We start from the raw sequence: 19,052 nt of genomic DNA on the forward strand, positions 1-19,052 counted from the left end.
TGTATTTCGATGGCCAATGAAGAAAAGCTCCGCGAGTACCTCAAGCGTGTCGTCGTCGAACTGGAAGAGGCGCACGAACGCCTGCACGAGTTGGAGCGCCAGGAGCACGACCCCATCGCGATCGTGTCGATGGGATGTCGTTATCCCGGTGGCGTCTCCACTCCGGAGGAGCTGTGGCGACTGGTCGTCGACGGAGGAGACGCGATCGCGAACTTCCCCGAAGACCGTGGTTGGAATCTGGACGAGCTGTTCGATCCTGATCCGGGCCGAGCCGGGACCTCCTACGTCCGCGAGGGTGGTTTCCTGCGCGGGGTCGCGGACTTCGATGCAGGGCTCTTCGGGATCAGTCCGCGCGAGGCACAGGCGATGGACCCGCAACAGCGGTTGCTGCTGGAGATCTCGTGGGAGGTGTTCGAGCGCGCCGGCATCGACCCGTTTTCATTGCGGGGTACCAAGACCGGTGTGTTCGCGGGCCTGATCTACCACGACTACGCGTCGCGGTTCAGCAAAACCCCCGCGGAGTTCGAGGGTTACTTCGCCACCGGGAACGCGGGCAGCGTCGCATCCGGCCGGGTGGCTTACACCTTCGGGTTGGAGGGCCCGGCGGTCACCGTGGACACCGCCTGCTCGTCGTCCCTGGTGGCGCTGCACCTGGCCTGCCAGTCCCTGCGGCTGGGCGAATGCGACCTGGCCCTGGCCGGTGGCATTTCGGTGATGGCCACGCCGGGAGCCTTCGTCGAGTTCAGCCGGCAACGCGCACTCGCCTCGGATGGCCGGTGCAAGCCCTTCGCGGATGCCGCCGACGGCACTGGCTGGGGCGAGGGCGCCGGAATGCTGCTGCTGGAACGGCTGTCGGACGCACGGCGAAACGGCCACCCGGTGCTGGCGGCGGTGGTCGGTTCCGCGATCAACCAGGACGGGACGTCCAACGGCCTGACCGCGCCCAGCGGCCCCGCACAGCAGCGAGTGATCCGCCAAGCTCTGGCGAACGCCGGGTTGTCGCCCGCCGAGGTCGATGTGGTCGAGGCGCACGGCACGGGCACTACCTTGGGCGACCCGATCGAGGCGCAGGCCCTGATCACCACCTATGGGGCGAACCGGTCGGCGGATCACCCGCTGCTGCTGGGTTCCCTCAAGTCGAACATCGGCCACACCCAGGCTGCCGCCGGTGTGGCCGGGGTGATCAAGTCGGTCATGGCCATCAGGCACCGGGAGATGCCCCGCAGCCTGCACATCGACCAGCCCTCGCGGCACGTGGACTGGTCGGCGGGCGCGGTGCGGCTGCTCACGGACAGCGTTGACTGGCCGGATCCCGGCAGGCCGCGCCGAGCGGGGGTGTCCTCGTTCGGCATGAGCGGTACCAACGCACACCTGATCGTCGAGGAAGTATCCGACGAGCCGGTCTCGGGCAGTACCGAGCCGACCGGGGCATTTCCCTGGCCGCTGTCCAGCAAGACGGAGACGGCATTGCGCGAGCAGGCTGCCGAGTTGCTCTCCGCAGTGACCGAGCACCCGGAGCCGGGACTGGGGGACGTCGGGTACTCGCTGGCCACCGGTCGCGCTGCGATGGAGCACCGGGCTGTCGTGGTTGCCGGCGATCGGGACTCCTTCGTCTCCGGACTGACGGCGTTGGCTGCGGGCGTTCCGGCTGCCAACGTGGTGCAAGGCGCGGCCGACTGCAAGGGAAAGGTCGCGTTCGTGTTCCCCGGCCAGGGCTCGCATTGGCAGGGGATGGCGAGGGAACTGTCCGAATCCTCGCCGGTGTTCCGGCGGAAGCTGGAGGAATGCGCGGGGGCTACGGCCCCTTACGTGGACTGGTCGCTGCTCGGCGTCCTTCGCGGTGATCCCGATGCACCCGCGCTGGATCGCGACGACGTGATTCAGTTCGCGCTGTTCGCCATGATGGTGTCGCTGGCCGAACTGTGGCGTTCGTGCGGAGTGAAGCCCGCCGCGGTGGTCGGTCATTCCCAGGGCGAGATCGCCGCCGCCCATGTGGCGGGGGCTTTGTCTTTGACTGATGCGGTGCGCATCATCGCTGCCCGCTGCAATGCTGTGTCGGCGCTGACCGGGAAGGGAGGCATGCTCGCGATCGCCTTGCCGGAAAGCGCGGTGGTGAAGCGAATCGCAGCCCTGCCGGAGCTTACCGTTGCGGCGGTCAACGGACCCGGCTCCACTGTCGTTTCCGGCGAACCGTCGGCTCTGGAGCGTCTGCAGACCGAACTGACCGCGGAAAACGTGCAGACCCGGCGGGTGGGAATTGATTACGCCTCGCATTCGGCGCAGATCGCGCAGGTCCAGGGCCGGCTTCTGGACCGGCTGGGCGAAGTCGGGTCCGAACCTGCTGAGATCGCTTTCTACTCGACGGTCACCGGCGAGCGGACGGACACCGGCCGACTCGACGCCGACTACTGGTACCAGAACCTACGGCAGCCCGTCCGCTTCCAGAAGACCGTCGCCCGGATGGCAGATCAGGGCTATCGGTTCTTCGTTGAGGTGAGCCCGCACCCGCTGCTCACCGCCGGAATCCAGGAAACCCTGGAAGCCGCGGACGCGGGCGGGGTGGTGGTCGGTTCGCTGCGGCGTGGCGAGGGCGGCTCTCGGCGCTGGCTGACTTCGCTGGCCGAGTGCCAGGTGCGCGGGCTGCCGGTGAATTGGGAACAGGCATTCCCCAACACCGGAGCCCGACGCGTGCCGCTGCCGACATACCCGTTCCAGCGGCAGCGGTACTGGTTGGAGTCCGCCGAGTACGACGCGGGCGATCTCGGTTCGGTGGGCTTGCGCTCCGTCGAGCATCCCCTGCTCGGGGCTGCGGTGACGCTGGCCGATGCGGGCGGGTTCCTGCTGACCGGCAAGCTGTCGGTCAAGACCCAGCCCTGGTTGGCCGACCACGTTGTCCGCGGGGCGATCCTGCTGCCCGGAACCGCCTTCGTGGAAATGCTGATACGCGCCACGGACCAGGTCGGGTGCGATCTGATCGAGGAGTTGTCGCTGACGACTCCGCTGGTTTTGCCCGCGACCGGTGCGGTGCAGGTGCAGATCGCGGTTGGCGGTCCGGACGAGGCCGGGCGCCGCTCGGTCCGCGTGCATTCCTGTCGGGACAACGACGTGCCGCAGGACTCGTGGACCTGCCACGCGACCGGTACGTTGACCTCCAGCGATCACCCAGACGCCGGCCAGGGCCGCGATGGGATTTGGCCGCCGAACGATGCTGTCGCGGTTCCACTGGACAGCTTCTACGCGCGCGCAGCTGAGCGGGGCTTCGATTTCGGTCCGGCGTTCCAGGGGTTGCAGGCGGTTTGGAAGCGCGGAGACGAGATCTTCGCCGAGGTCGGTCTGCCCACCGCACATCGCGAAAACGCCGCCAGGTTCGGAGTCCACCCTGCTCTGCTGGACGCGGCACTGCAGGCGCTGGGCGCAGCCGAAGAGGATCCGGACGAGGGATGGCTCCCGTTCGCGTTGCAAGGTGTGTCCCTCAAAGCGACGGGCGCACTTTCGCTTCGGGTGCATCTCGTTCCGGCGGGCGCGAATGCGGTGTCGGTGTTCACGACCGACGCGACTGGCCAAGCCGTGCTCTCCATCGATTCGCTGGTGCTGCGCCAGATTCCGGACAAGCAGTTGGCAGCGGCCCGTGCGATGGAACACGAGTCCCTGTTCCGGGTCGACTGGAAGCGAATCTCGCCCGGCGCTGCCAAGCCGGTCTCCTGGGCAGTGATCGGCAATGACGAACTCGCCCGAGCCTGCGGCTCGGCACTTGGCACGGAACTCCACCCCGACCTGACCGGGTTGGCTGACCCGCCCCCGGACGTCGTGGTGGTGCCATGCGGTGCGTCTCGCCAGGACTTGGACGTTGCTTCCGAGGCACGTGCGGCAACACAACGCGTGCTTGACCTGATCCAGAATTGGTTGGCGGCGCAGCGATTCGCCGGATCTCGCCTGGTGGTGGTGACGTGTGGTGCGGTGTCGACAGGTCCCGCCGAGGGTGTTTCCGACCTGGTGCATGCTGCGTCGTGGGGTTTGTTGCGTTCAGCGCAGTCGGAGAACCCGGATCGATTCGCGTTGGTCGATGTGGACGAAACCGCCGAGTCATGGCGTGCGCTCGCGGCGGCCGTGCGTTCCGGAGAACCGCAGCTGGCGTTGCGCGCCGGTGAAGTCCGGGTGCCTCGCCTGGCACGATGTGTTGCCGCCGAGGACAGCCGGATCCCAGTGCTTGGTGCGGATGGGACGGTGTTGCTTTCCGGCGGTACGGGCTTGCTGGGCGGGTTGGTTGCCCGGCATTTGGTTACGGAGCGCGGTGTCCGCCGCCTGGTGCTGGCGGGGCGACGCGGCTGGAGCGCCCCCGGGGTCACCGACCTGGTGGATGAGCTGGTGGGCCTGGGAGCTGCGGTCGAGGTGGCGAGCTGCGATGTCGGGGATCGGGCCCAGTTGGACCGGCTGCTGACGACGATCTCGGCAGAGTTCCCGCTGCGCGGAGTGGTGCATGCGGCCGGGGCACTTGCCGACGGGGTCGTCGAGTCGCTGACACCAGAGCACGTGGCAAAGGTGTTCGGGCCGAAGGTCGCCGGTGCGTGGCACCTGCACGAGCTGACCCGTGATCTGGATCTCTCGTTCTTCGTGCTCTTCTCCTCGTTCTCCGGCGTGGCGGGGGCTGCGGGTCAGGGAAACTACGCGGCGGCGAACGCGTTCCTGGACGGCCTGGCTCAGCACCGGCGGACGGCGGGGCTGCCTGCCGTGTCGCTGGCTTGGGGCTTGTGGGAGCAGCCCAGCGGGATGACCGGAGCGCTCGATGCGGCGGGCCGCAGCCGCATTGCGCGCATTAATCCGCCGATGTCCGCGCCGGACGGGTTGCGGCTGTTCGAGATGGCGTTTCGCGTTCCTGGCGAATCGCTTCTGGTTCCGGTCCACGTCGATCTGAACGCCCTGCGCGCTGATGCGGCCGACGGCGGGGTGCCTGCGTTGTTGCGCGACCTGGCTCCAGCGCCCGTGCGGCGGAGCGCGGTCAACGAGTCGGCGGATGTCAACGGTCTGGTCGGTCGGCTGCGGAGGCTTCCGGACCTGGATCAGGAAACCCAGCTGTTGGGTTTGGTGCGCGAGCATGTTTCGGCTGTGCTGGGGCATTCGGGTGCGGTCGAGGTTGGGGCCGATCGTGCTTTCCGGGATTTGGGTTTTGATTCGTTGTCCGGTGTGGAGTTTCGGAACCGGCTTGGCGGGGTGCTGGGCGTTCGGTTGCCGGCTACTGCGGTGTTCGACTATCCGACACCGCGGGCGTTGGTTCGGTTCTTGCTCAACAAACTGATTGGTGGCGTGGAGGCACCGACTTCCGCACCGGCGGCTGTGGCGGTGGCGACTGCTGACGATCCCGTTGTGATCGTGGGAATGGGCTGTCGTTATCCGGGTGGGGTGTCCTCGCCGGAGGAGCTTTGGCGTTTGGTGGCCGGGGGCTTGGATGCGGTGGCGGAGTTCCCGGACGATCGTGGCTGGGATCAGGCGGGGTTGTTCGATCCGGATCCCGATCGTCTTGGGACCTCGTATGTGTGTGAGGGTGGCTTCCTGCGAGATGCGGCAGAGTTCGACGCCGGTTTCTTCGGGATTTCCCCGCGTGAGGCGTTGGCGATGGATCCGCAGCAGCGGTTGCTGCTGGAGGTCGCTTGGGAAACCGTGGAGCGGGCGGGGATTGATCCGCTTTCGCTGCGGGGGAGTCGGACCGGCGTGTTCGCGGGGCTGATGCACCACGACTACGGCGCGCGGTTCATCACGAGGGCGCCAGAGGGTTTCGAGGGTTATCTAGGTAATGGCAGCGCGGGAGGCGTGTTTTCGGGTCGGGTTGCGTATTCGTTTGGTTTCGAGGGTCCTGCGGTGACGGTGGATACGGCGTGTTCGTCGTCGTTGGTGGCGCTGCACCTGGCGGGTCAAGCACTGCGGTCTGGTGAGTGTGATCTGGCTCTTGCGGGTGGTGTGACGGTGATGGCCACGCCGGGAATGTTCGTGGAGTTTTCGCGTCAACGGGGCTTGGCGGCGGATGGGCGGTGCAAGTCGTTTGCGGCGGCAGCGGATGGCACCGGTTGGGGAGAAGGCGCGGGCCTGGTGTTGTTGGAGCGGCTGTCGGATGCCCGGCGCAACGGGCACGCGGTTCTGGCGGTCGTGCGGGGTAGCGCGGTGAATCAGGATGGTGCGTCGAATGGTTTGACGGCGCCAAATGGGCCCTCACAGCAGCGGGTGATCACGCAGGCATTGGCGAGTGCGGGTTTGTCGGTGGCTGATGTGGACGCTGTGGAGGCGCATGGGACTGGAACCAGGCTTGGTGATCCGATTGAGGCGCAGGCTCTGATTGCCACTTACGGGCAGGGGCGGGATAGGGATCGGCCGTTGTGGTTGGGGTCGGTGAAGTCGAATATTGGTCATACGCAGGCGGCGGCGGGTGTCGCTGGTGTGATCAAGATGGTGATGGCGATGCGGCACGGGCAGCTGCCCGCCACGTTGCATGTGGATGAACCTACGGCGGAAGTGGATTGGTCGGCGGGGGAGGTCCAGCTCCTCACGGAGAGCACGCCCTGGCCCGACAACAGCCATCCTCGTCGGGTGGGGGTGTCGTCGTTCGGGATCAGCGGCACCAACGCACATGTCATCCTCGAACAAGCCTCGAAAACACCAGCGGAGACTACGGACAAGAGCGGGCCCGATGCGGAATCGACCGTGGACACTCCAGCGGTCCCGTTGATCGTGTCGGGGAGAACACCGGCAGCGCTCAGCGCTCAGGCGAGCGCGTTGATGTCCTATTTGGATGAGAATGGCGATATTTCATCGCTGGACGCGGCGTTTTCGTTGGCTTCTTCCCGGGCCGCGTTGGAGGAGCGGGCGGTGGTGCTGGGAGCGGACCGTGAAACGTTGTTGTCCGGGTTGGAAGCGCTGGCTTCCGGCCGCGAGGCTTCTCGGGTGGTGTCGGGATCCCCGGTCTCTGGCGGGGTTGGGTTCGTGTTCGCCGGTCAGGGCGGACAGCGGTTGGGGATGGGCCGGGGGCTCTACTCGGTGTTTCCGGTGTTCGCTGACGCGTTTGATGAAGCATGTGCCGGACTGGACGCGCATCTGGGTCAGGACGTGGGGGTCCGGGATGTGGTGTTTGGTTCCGACGCGTCCTTGTTGGATCGGACGCTGTGGGCCCAGTCGGGTTTGTTCGCGTTGCAGGTTGGTTTGCTGAGCCTGCTGGGTTCGTGGGGTGTCCGGCCGGGCGTGGTGCTGGGCCATTCGGTCGGCGAGTTGGCGGCGGCGGTTGCGGCGGGCGTGTTGTCGTTGCCGGATGCGGCTCGGATGGTGGCGGGTCGTGCCCGGTTGATGCAGGCGTTGCCTTCTGGCGGTGCCATGTTGGCGGTGGCTGCTGACGAGGAGCAGCTGCGGCCGTTGTTGGCGGATCGGGGTGATCGTGCGGGGATCGCCGCGGTCAACGCTCCTGAGTCGGTGGTGCTTTCCGGCGATCGGGAGGTGCTTGAGGACATCGCCGGCGGGCTGGATGGGCAAGGGCTTCGGTGGCGGTTGTTGCGCGTTTCGCATGCGTTTCATTCGTATCGGATGGACCCGATGTTGCAGGAGTTCGCCGAAATCGCACGCAGCGTGGACTACCGGCGTTGCGACCTACCGGTCGTGTCGACGTTGACGGGTGAGCTCGACACCGCAGGTGTGATGGCTACGCCGGAGTATTGGGTGCGTCAGGTTCGAGAGCCCGTCCGCTTCGCCGACGGCGTCCAGGTGCTCGCGCAGCAAGGGGTCGCCACGATCTTCGAACTCGGCCCCGACGCGACGCTGTCGGCTCTGATTCCCGATTGTCATTCGTCGGCTGATCAGGCCATGCCGATTCCAATGCTGCGTAAAGACCGCGCGGAAACCGAAACTATCGTCGCCGCGGTGGCGCGGGCGCACACGCGTGGCGTTCCGGTCGAATGGTCGGCGTATTTCGCCGGCACCGGGGCTCGACGGGTCGAGTTGCCGACGTATGCCTTCCAGCGGCAGCGGTACTGGCTGGAGCCATCGGATTCCGGCGATGTGACGGGTATCGGCCTGGCTGCGGCGGAGCATCCGTTGCTGGGGGCCGTGGTTGCGCTGGCCGATGGTGATGGGACGGTGCTGACCGGCCGGTTGTCGGTGGGGACGCATCCGTGGCTGGCCCAGCATCGCGTGCTGGGCGAGGTCGTCGTCCCCGGCACCGCCATCCTGGAGATGGCCCTGCACGCAGGGGCGCGTCTCGGCTGTGACCGGGTGGAAGAGCTCACCCTGGAAACACCGCTGGTCGTGCCCGACCGCGCGGGGGGCACCGGTAGTCGTGGCCCTGCGGGGGGGACCACAGTTTCAATTGAAACTGTGGAAGAACGTGCGCGGATGAACGACGCCATCGAAATCCAGCTGCTGGTTAACGCACCCGACCTAGGCGGTCGGCGAAGGGTGTCGCTGTATTCCCGCCCGGCCGGTGGGTCAGGAGGTGGGGGTTGGACGCGGCACGCCACCGGCGAACTCGTCGTCGGCACTACCGGTGGTAGGGCGGTTCCTGATTGGTCGACTGAGGGTGCCGAGTCGATTACTCTCGATGAGTTCTACGTCGCTCTGGCCGGAAACGGGTTCGAGTACGGGCCGCTGTTCCAGGGGCTTCAGGCGGCATGGCGTCGTGGTGACGAGGTTCTCGCCGAAATCGCCCCGCTGGCAGAGGCCGATGCGATGGCGTCGGGATTCCTGCTCGACCCAGCGTTGCTGGATGCCGCGCTGCAGGCGTCCGCGCTCGGCGACCGCCCGGAGCAAGGTGGCGCGTGGCTGCCGTTCTCATTCACCGGCGTCGAACTTTCCGCTCCGGCAGGGACGATCAGCAGGGTGCGGCTGGAGACCAGGCGACCCGACGCGATATCGGTGGCCGTGATGGATGAGCGTGGGCGGTTGCTCGCCTCGATCGATTCCCTCAAGCTCCGAAGCGTGTCGCCGGGACAGCTGGCGAATCGGGACGCTGTCCGCGACGCGCTGTTCGAGGTGACCTGGGAGCCGGTGGCGACGCAGCCGACGGAACCGCGTCGCTGGGCCTTGCTTGGTGATACTGCCTGCGGTAAAGACGATCTCATCAAGCTCGCAACGGATTCCGCCGTTCGCTGCGCGAGTCTGGCGGAGCTCGCCGAGGAACTTGATTCCAGCGCGCTGGTTCCTGATGTCGTGGTCTATTGCGCCGGAGAACCGGCGGATCCCGACACCGGCGCAGCCGCGCTTGCGGAGACCCAGGAGACATTGGCTCTGCTCCAAGCGTGGTTGGCTGAGCCGCGGTTGGCCGAGGCACGTCTGGTGGTGGTGACGTGTGCAGCGGTGACGACGGCTCCGAGTGACGGTGCATCAGAGCTGGCGCATGCGCCGTTGTGGGGGTTGTTGCGTGCAGCGCAGGTGGAGAACCCGGGCCAGTTTGTGCTGGCGGACGTCGACGGAACCGCCGAATCGTGGCATGCATTGCCGAGTGCGCTGGGCTCGATGGAACCGCAGTTGACCCTGCGGAAGGGCGCGGTGCGAGCGCCCCGCTTAGCTTCGGTCGCCGGGCAGATCGATGTGCCCGCGGTTGTGGCGGATCCCAACCGAACCGTGCTGATTTCGGGCGGCACGGGCCTGTTGGGGGGCGCGGTTGCCCGCCACCTGGTGACCGAACGCGGTGTCCGCCGATTGGTGTTGACGGGCCGTCGTGGCTGGGATGCTCCTGGGATCACCGAGTTGGTGGGTGAGCTGAAGGGCCTCGGTGCCGTGGTCGACGTGGTGGCGTGCGACGTCGCGGATCGTGCTGATCTGGAGTCGTTGCTGGCGGCGGTCCCGGCGGAATTTCCGTTGTGCGGCGTGGTGCATGCTGCGGGGGCGCTGGCCGACGGGGTGATCGAGTCGTTGTCACCGGAGGACGTGGGAGCGGTGTTCGGCCCGAAGGCGGCGGGAGCGTGGAATCTGCACGAGCTGACTCGTGATATCGACCTGTCGTTCTTCGCGTTGTTCTCCTCGCTTTCCGGTGTGGTCGGCGCTCCTGGGCAGGGCAATTATGCGGCGGCGAATGTGTTCCTGGACGCATTGGCGCATTACCGGCGGGCACAGGGACTGCCTGCGGTGTCGCTGGCCTGGGGCCTGTGGGAGCAGCCGAGCGGGATGACGGAGACGCTCAGCGAGGTCGACCGGAGCAGGATCGCGCGCGCTAACCCGCCGTTGTCCACCAAGGAGGGATTGCGGCTGTTCGATGCCGGGCTGGCGCTGGACCGAGCAGCGGTAGTTCCGGCGAAGTTGGACAGGACCTTCCTGGCCGAGCAGGCGCGGTCGGGCTCGCTGCCTGCGTTGTTGACGGCACTGGTACCCACCATCCGTCCTAATAGGCGAGGTAGCGGAACCGAGCTCGCGGACGAGGGCACCCTGCTCGGGGTGGTGCGGGAGCACGCCGCAGCCGCGCTTGGGTATTCGAGCGCGGCTGACGTCGGGGTCGAGCGCGCATTCCGGGATCTGGGCTTTGATTCGTTGTCTGGTGTGGAGTTGCGGAACCGCCTTGCCGGGGTACTGGGGGTGCGATTGCCGGCGACTGCGGTGTTCGACTATCCGACGCCGAGGGCGCTGGCCCGGTTCCTGCACCAGGAACTGGCAGACGAGATCGCGACGACGCCACCGCCGGTGACGACGACCAGGGCACCGGTCGCCGAAGACGATCTCGTCGCGATAGTCGGGATGGGATGCCGTTTTCCCGGTCAGGTATCCTCGCCGGAGGAGCTCTGGCGTTTGGTGGCCGGGGGCGTGGATGCGGTCGCGGACTTCCCAGCCGATCGCGGCTGGGATCTGGCGGGCTTGTTCGATCCGGACCCGGAACGGACTGGGAAGACCTACGTGCGGGAAGGGGCCTTCCTCACCGACGCCGACCGATTCGATGCGGGTTTCTTCGGGATTTCCCCGCGCGAGGCGTTGGCGATGGATCCGCAGCAACGGCTGCTGCTGGAGCTGTCCTGGGAGGCCATTGAACGGGCGGGGATCGATCCGGGGTTGCTGAGGGGGAGTCGGACCGGTGTATTCGCGGGCCTGATGTACCACGACTATGGTGCCCGGTTCGCCAGCCGAGCCCCGGAAGGTTTCGAGGGGTATCTCGGCAATGGCAGTGCTGGGAGTGTCGCGTCGGGCCGGATTGCGTACTCGTTTGGTTTCGAGGGTCCTGCGGTGACGGTGGATACGGCGTGTTCGTCGTCGTTGGTGGCATTGCATTTGGCGGGTCAGTCGTTGCGTTCCGGCGAATGCGATCTCGCCCTTGCCGGTGGTGTGACGGTGATGTCGACGCCCGCGACGTTTGTGGAGTTTTCCCGTCAGCGGGGCCTGGCACGGGATGGGCGGTGCAAGTCGTTCGCGGAGAGCGCGGACGGTACCGGTTGGGGTGAGGGTGCTGGTTTGGTGTTGTTGGAGCGGTTGTCGGATGCTCGGCGGAATGGGCATCCGGTGTTGGCGGTGGTTCGTGGGTCGGCGGTGAATCAGGATGGTGCGTCGAATGGCTTGACCGCGCCGAACGGTCCGTCGCAGCAGCGGGTCATCCAGCAAGCGTTGGCGAGTGCGGGTCTGTCGGTGTCCGATGTGGATGCCGTGGAGGCGCATGGGACCGGGACCAGGTTGGGTGATCCGATTGAGGCGCAGGCTCTGATTGCTACGTATGGGCGTGATCGTGATCCTGGTCGGCCGTTGTGGTTGGGGTCGGTGAAGTCCAACATCGGACATACGCAGGCGGCGGCGGGTGTTGCCGGTGTGATCAAGATGGTGATGGCGATGCGGCACGGGCAACTTCCGCGCACGCTGCACGTGGATGCACCCTCCTCGCAGGTGGATTGGTCGGCGGGGAGCGTCCAGCTGCTGACGGAGAACACGCCCTGGCCCGACAGTGGTCGCCCCTGCCGGGTGGGGGTGTCGTCGTTCGGGATCAGCGGCACCAACGCGCACGTCATCCTGGAACAGTTCACGGGGGAGATGGATCAGGCAGCGGAGCCGGATTCGAGTCCTGTTCTGGATGTTCCGGTGGTGCCGTGGGTGGTGTCGGGCAAAACACCCGAAGCGCGATCCGCCCAGGCGGAAACGTTGGTGTCCTACTTGGACAAAAGTACCGATGTTTCCGCTCTGGACGTCGGGTATTCGCTTGCGGTAAACCGCTCGGCGCTGGATGAGCGGGCGGTGGTGCTGGGGTCGGATCGTGACACGTTGTTGTCTGGCCTGAATGCACTGGCTGCCGGTCATGACGCTGCTGGTGTGGTTACGGGACCTGTCGGGATTGGTGGCCGGACCGGGTTTGTGTTCGCGGGTCAAGGCGGTCAGTGGTTGGGGATGGGCCGCCGGTTGTATTCGGCGTTTCCGGCGTTCGCCGGTGCTTTCGACGAAGCGTGCGCCGAGCTCGATGCGAATCTGGGGAAGGAAGTCGGGGTTCGGGATGTGGTGTTCGGCTCCGACGAGTCCCTTCTGGATCGGACTTTGTGGGCGCAGTCGGGTTTGTTCGCGTTGCAGGTCGGTCTCTGGGAGTTGTTGGGTTCGTGGGGTGTTCAGCCCAGCGTAGTGCTGGGGCATTCGGTCGGGGAGCTAGCCGCGGCGTTCGCCGCAGGTGTGCTGTCGATGGCGGAGGCGGCTCGGCTGGTGGCGGGTCGTGCGCGGTTGATGCAGGCGTTGCCTTCTGGCGGTGCCATGCTGGCGGTGTCCGCGACCGAGGCCCGAGTCGGCCCGCTGCTGGATGGGGTGCGGGATCGTGTTGGTGTCGCGGCGGTTAATGCTCCGGGGTCAGTGGTGCTCTCCGGTGACCGGGATGTGCTCGATGACATTGCCGGTCGGCTGGACGGGCACGGGATCCGGTCGAGGTGGTTGCGCGTTTCGCATGCGTTTCATTCGCATCGGATGGATCCGATGCTGGCGGAGTTCGCCGAGATTGCCCGGCGCGTGGACTACCGGTCTCCAGGACTGCCGATTGTCTCGACGCTGACCGGAAACCTCGATGACGTGGGCGTGATGGCTACGCCGGAGTATTGGGTGCGCCAGGTGCGAGAGCCCGTCCGCTTCGCCGACGGTATCCAGGCGCTTGTGGACCAGGGCGTCGACACGATTGTGGAACTCGGTCCGGACGGGGCGTTGTCGAGCTTGGTTCATGAGTGTGTGGCGGAGGCCGGGCGGGCGACGGGGATTCCGTTGGTGCGGAAGGACCGTGATGAGGTTCGAACGGTGCTGGCCGCTTTGGCGCAGATCCACACTCGTGGTGACGCGGTGGACTGGGGGTCGTTTTTTGCTGGTACGGGGGCAAAGCAAGTCGAACTTCCCACGTATGCCTTTCAACGACAGCGGTACTGGCTGGAGCCACCGGATTCCGGTGATGTGACCGGGGTTGGCCTGACCGGGGCGGAGCATCCGCTGTTGGGTGCCGTGGTGCCGGTCGCGGGCGGCGATGAGGTGCTGCTGACCGGCAGGCTGTCGGTGGGGACGCATCTGTGGCTGGCGGAACACCGCGTGCTGGGCCAAGTCGTCGTCCCCGGCACCGCGTTGCTGGAGATGGCGTGGCGGGCCGGTAGCCAGGTCGGTTGTGAACGTGTTGAGGAGCTCACCTTGGAGGCACCGCTGGTCTTGCCGGAGCGGGGTGCTGCGGCGGTGCAGTTGGCGGTGGGGGCTCCGGACGAGGCCGGCCGGCGCAGTTTGCAGCTCTATTCCCGAGGCGTTGATGAAGACGGCGACTGGCGGCGGATTGCGTCCGGGCTGTTGGCCCAGGCCAGTGCGGTGCCGCCGGCGGATTCGACGGCATGGCCGCCGGACGGCGCCCGGCAGGTCGATCTGGCGGAGTTCTACGAGCGCCTCGCCGAGCGCGGCTTGACCTACGGTCCGGTATTCCAAGGGCTCCGCGCCGCATGGCGGCACGGCGACGATATCTTCGCCGAATTGGCCGGGTCACCAGACGCCACGGGTTTCGGCATCCACCCGGCGCTGCTGGACGCTGCACTGCACGCGATGGCGCTTGGTGCTTCGCCCGACTCGGAAGCTCGGCTGCCGTTTTCCTGGCGTGGCGCCCAGCTGTACCGCGCTGGAGGAGCAGCGCTTCGGGTACGGCTCTCGCCGCTGGGTTCCGGTGCAGTCTCATTGACGTTGGTGGATGCCACAGGGCGACGAGTCGCTGCGGTGGAATCGCTTTCGACGCGACCGGTCTCCACCGACCAGATCGGTGCCGGTCGCGGCGATCAAGAGCGGCTGCTGCACGTCGAGTGGATAAGGTCGGCTGGATCGGCGCAGATGTCTCTGACCTCCTGCGCGGTGGTCGGTTTGGACGAACCGGAGTTGCACGCTGCCCTGAAGACCACTGGTGTCCAGGTCGAGTCCCATGCGGACCTTGCTTCGTTGGCCACCGAGGTTGCCAAGCGGGGTTCAGCTCCTGGCGCGGTCATCGTCCCGTGCCCGCGCCCCCAGGCGATGCAGGAGCTGCCGACCGCCGCGCGAAGGGCGACGCAACAGGCGATGGCGATGCTGCAGCAATGGCTTGCCGATGACCGGTTCGTCTGTACGCGCCTGGTCCTGCTGACGCATCGGGCGGTCTCCGCAGTTGCTGGAGAAGACGTGCTCGACCTGGTACACGCGCCGCTGTGGGGCTTGGTCCGCAGCGCGCAAGCGGAGCACCCGGACCGATTCGCCTTGATCGATGTGGACGACGAGCAAGCTTCGCAGACGGCACTCGCCGAAGCGCTGACTGCAGGAGAAGCGCAGCTCGCGGTGCGGTCGGGAGTTGTGCTGGCGCCTCGCCTCGGCCAGGTGAAGGTGAGTGGCGGCGAAGCGTTCAGGTGGGATGAGGGCACCGTGCTGGTCACCGGCGGAACCGGCGGGCTCGGGGCCCTGCTCGCACGCCATCTGGTCAGCGCCCACGGTGTGCGGCACCTGTTGCTCGCAAGTCGTCGCGGTCTGGCGGCGCCAGGAGCGGACGAGCTGGTGGCCGAGCTGGAGCAGGCCGGCGCCGATGTCGCGGTCGTCGCGTGCGACTCGGCAGATCGGGACTCGCTTGCGCGGCTGGTGGCGTCGGTGCCTGCGGAAAACCCGTTGAGGGTGGTGGTGCACGCCGCCGGTGTGCTGGATGACGGTGTGCTGATGTCGATGTCACCGGAGCGCTTGGACGCGGTGTTGCGGCCCAAAGTGGATGCCGCGTGGTACCTGCACGAGCTGACTCGGGAACTCGGTCTGTCGGCGTTCGTGTTGTTCTCCTCGGTCGCGGGCCTGCTCGGCGGCGCGGGGCAGAGCAATTACGCTGCCGGCAACGCTTTCCTGAATTCCTTGGCTCATTGCCGGCAGGCCCAGGGGCTGCCCGCGCTGTCGCTGGCCTCCGGGCTGTGGGCGAGTATCGATGGAATGGCGGGCGACCTCGCTGCGGCAGATGTGGAGCGGCTGTCGCGGGCGGGCATTGCCCCGCTTTCGGCACCGGGAGGGCTGGCCTTGTTCGACGCTGCCGTTCGCTCGGACGAACCGTTGCTGGCGCCGGTGCGATTGGATGTCGAAGCACTGCGTGTGCAGGCCCGATCCGCGCAGGCCGAGATTCCGGAGATGCTGCATGGCATGGCAATGGGGCCAAGCCGCCGCACTTCGTTCACTTCCAGGGTTGAGCCGTTGCACGAACGGCTGGCCGGATTGTCGGAGGACGAACGTCGGGAGCAAGTGCTCCAGCGCGTCCGCGCCGAAATCGCGGTGGTACTGGGGCACGGCAGGTCGAGCGACGTGGACATCGAGAAGCCTTTGGCCGAGCTGGGTTTCGACTCGTTGACAGCCATCGAACTTCGCAACCGCCTCGCTACCGCCACCGGACTGCGGCTTCCCGCAACGCTGGCCTTCGATCACGGCACTGCGGCGGCACTCGCCTGGCACGTGTGCGCGCAGCTGGGCACCGCGACCGCGACCGCGCCGGCACCGAGGCGAACCGACGACAACGACGACTCCACAGAGCCCGTGAGGTCACTCTTCCAACAGGCGTATGCGGCTGGCCGGATACTTGACGGGATGGATTTGGTGAAGGTCGCTGCCCAGTTGCGACCGGTGTTCGGTTCGCCTGGCGAGCTGGAATCCCTGCCGAAACCCGTCCAGCTTTCCCGCGGTCCCGAAGAGCCTGCCTTGGTGTGCATGCCGGCACTGATCGGGATGCCGCCCGCGCAGCAGTACGCGCGGATCGCCGCCGGCTTCCGCGATGTGCGGAACGTTTCGGTGATCCCGATGCCTGGATTCATTGCGGGAGAACCGCTGCCGTCCGCCATCGAAGTGGCGGTTCGGACGCAGGCGGAGGCGGTGCTGCAGGAATTCGCCGGGGGCTCGTTCGTGCTGGTCGGGCATTCCTCCGGGGGCTGGCTGGCACACGAGGTAGCCGGTGAGCTGGAGCGTCGCGGGGTCCTCCCGGCCGGGGTCGTACTGCTGGACACCTACATCCCCGGTGAGATCACGCCGAGGTTCTCCGTGGCGATGGCCCACCGGACGTATGAGAAGCTCGCGACTTTCACGGACATGCAGGACGTCGGTATCACCGCGATGGGCGGGTACTTCCGGATGTTCACCGAGTGGACTCCGACGCCGATCGGTGCTCCGACGCTGTTCGTGCGGACCGAAGACTGCGTCGCAGACCCTGAAGGGCGGCCGTGGACAGACGACTCCTGGCGGCCGGGGTGGACTCTCGCGGATGCCACGGCCCAGGTGCCGGGCGACCACTTCTCGATGATGGACGAGCACGCCGGGGCCACCGCACAGGCAATCGCGAGTTGGCTTGAGAAACTCAACCAGCGCTCCGCTCGGGAACGTTGACGGGCGTCCTTTTAGGACCCTGTGGGCGGCACCGGCCACCCCGGCGGTGCCGCCTTCTGTGGTCCAGGCTCGCCGATCTTGATGGCGCTCGATGCGCAGCGAACGGCTACGGCCCCCTAGCGTGTCGCGCCGGAAATTCGTGAGATATATTTGTGTAGTGAGTTGAGGATCTCGTCTGCGGTCTTGGTCCAGGCGAAGGGTTTGGGGTCGGCGTTCCAGTTTGTGATCCACTCGCGGACGTCTTTTTCCAGCGCCGCAACGCTTTTATGGACGCCGCGGCGCAGGAGCTGGTCGGTGAGGAAGGCGAACCAACGCTCCACCTGGTTGATCCACGAAGAGCCAGTGGGGGTGAAGTGCAGCTTGAAGCGCGGATGTTTGGCCAGCCAGTCGTTGATGGCCGGGGTCTTGTGGGTAGCGAGGTTGTCGCAGACCAGGTGTACGTCCAGCTCGGCTGGGACGGCTTTGTCGATGCGGGCGAGGAACTTCTTGAACTCCACGGCGCGATGCTTGCGGTGGATCGCGGAGATCACGGTGCCGTCGGCGATGTTGAACGCGGCGAACAGGCTACTCACCCCGTGCCGGATGTAATCATGACTGCGTAGCTCGGGCATGCCGGGCATCATCGGCAACACCGGTTGTGATCGGTCCAGGGCTTGCATCCCGGATTTCTCATCCACACACAACACCACCGCCTTCTCCGGCGGATTGTGGTACAGGCCAACAACATCGACGACCTTCTCCACGAACAACGGGTCACTGGACAGCTTGAACCCGTCGGCGAGGTGCGGTTTGAGTTCGAACTTTCGCCAGATGCGCCCGATGGTGGACTTCGACAGGCCGCTGCGGGCGGCCATCGACGCCCGGGACCAATGCGTGGCGTTCTTTGGCGTTTCTTCCAGTGTTGCCGTGATCACCTCCTCCACTGTGTCCAGCAGGATCGACGGCGGGCGCCCTGGCCGCGACTCGTCCACCAGTCCTTCCAGACGCTTGGCCACGAACCGTCGGCGCCACTTGTTCACCGTGTTCACAGCGATGCGCAGATCGGCCGCGACCTGTTTGTTCATCACGCCTGGCTGGGCGCAGGCCAGCACGATCCGCGACCGCAACGCCAACGCCTGGGACGACTTTGCCCGCCGTGACCACCGCGTCAGCTGCTCTCGCTCCTCATCGGTGAGCACCAGATCAGCCTTGTGGCGTCCCGACCGTTGCCGGTCGACCAACCCATCCAGCCTCGCCTCGGCAAACCGCTTACGCCACTTACCCACGGTCATCGCGGTCACACCCAGATCAGCGGCGACCTGCTCGTACACCACCCCGGATTCCGCGCAGCGCAACACAATCCGCGCCCGCACCGCCAACCGCGACGACCCCCGAGACCATCGATGGAGCTGATCACGCTCGTCATCACTCAACGCGAACTCAACATCAGAACCCGCCACCCGCATATCATACCAAACTAAACCACTAATTTCCGACGCGGGACACTAGTAGGGCTTTGTGTGTGTCCTTAGCGCGGAGAGGAGCTGGTGTAGGCAGGGCTTCTTGATGTGTTGCTGCGTAGGCGATGAAGGAGTGTTGGCTCTTCGGAGCCGTCCTGCGGGGGAGGGCTTCAAACCGCCACCTGCTGCATTAGTTGAAGCCTGTTGTGGTGAGCGAGGTGGAAAAGGCGCCCTCTAGAGGCGTCAGGTGGGGACCAGGAAGACGTGGCGTCGTAGCTGTTGACGTGTCGAAACCTATGAGGATGGCATCAAAACCGAGGTGGACAAAGGACCTCGGGACGAGCCTGGCGGATACCCGCTTACTGGCCAGGCGGTGCCCGGCATAAAGGCGGCGTGAGCCTGGTCTGCGGCTCCTACGTGGAAGGGGAGAAGGCGCGCCCCGATACTGCCGCCCTGGGGTTGATGGGGTGGCGAGAGGAGCTTGGTGAGCGGCTGAACCGCAAGCCAGTGAGCCTTTCCGGGTAACGATTGGTCGCTGTGGGTGATCATGTTGTGCGGTCGTGTTCGGTGTGAAGGATGACGAGGGCGGCTTTGACGATGGTGCCGATTTTCCGGGGGCACAGGCTTATGTTGCGGAGTGCTTTGAAGGTCGTTTTGAGCATGGAGTTTCCGCGTTCCCCGATGGCTCGTTTGCCGTTGTGGGTCTTGTTGTGGGCTTTCTGGTCGTCGGTGAGTTCGCCGCCTTTCGGTTTCTTGAAGGCGACGGTGATGGTGCCGGATTCGCCTTCGTAGCCTAAATCGCCCAGGACGGGCAGGTCATCGCTGGTC

3 protein-coding genes are annotated in these 19,052 nt (G+C 66.3%); 1 reads left to right on the plus strand and 2 read right to left on the minus strand.

Going from position 1 to position 19,052, the window contains the following annotated elements; genetic code table 11:
- Window positions 1-9 precede the first annotated feature (9 nt).
- Entirely contained in the window at window positions 10-16,785 is a 16,776-nt protein-coding gene (locus ACWDKQ_RS04140) for an SDR family NAD(P)-dependent oxidoreductase (RefSeq protein ID WP_450137282.1), read from the plus strand.
- Between the two features lie 116 nt (window positions 16,786-16,901).
- On the opposite strand, the gene ACWDKQ_RS04145 is transcribed toward ACWDKQ_RS04140, so the two are convergent.
- Both ACWDKQ_RS04145 and ACWDKQ_RS04150 read right to left on the minus strand, forming a co-directional pair.
- Entirely contained in the window at window positions 16,902-18,137 is a 1,236-nt protein-coding gene (locus ACWDKQ_RS04145) for an IS630 family transposase (protein ID WP_450137283.1), read from the minus strand.
- A 632-nt stretch (window positions 18,138-18,769) separates the two neighbouring features.
- A partial coding sequence (locus ACWDKQ_RS04150) for a transposase family protein (protein WP_450137284.1) occupies window positions 18,770-19,052 on the minus strand: 283 nt, incomplete at its 5' end.

It is taken from the genome of Saccharopolyspora sp. NPDC000995 (assembly GCF_053599315.1).

Coding starts and splice junctions, on each gene's coding strand:
- ACWDKQ_RS04140 (WP_450137282.1), top strand. CDS start 10: ATGGCCAATGAAGAAAAGCTCCGCGAGTACCTCAAGCGTGTCGTCGTC.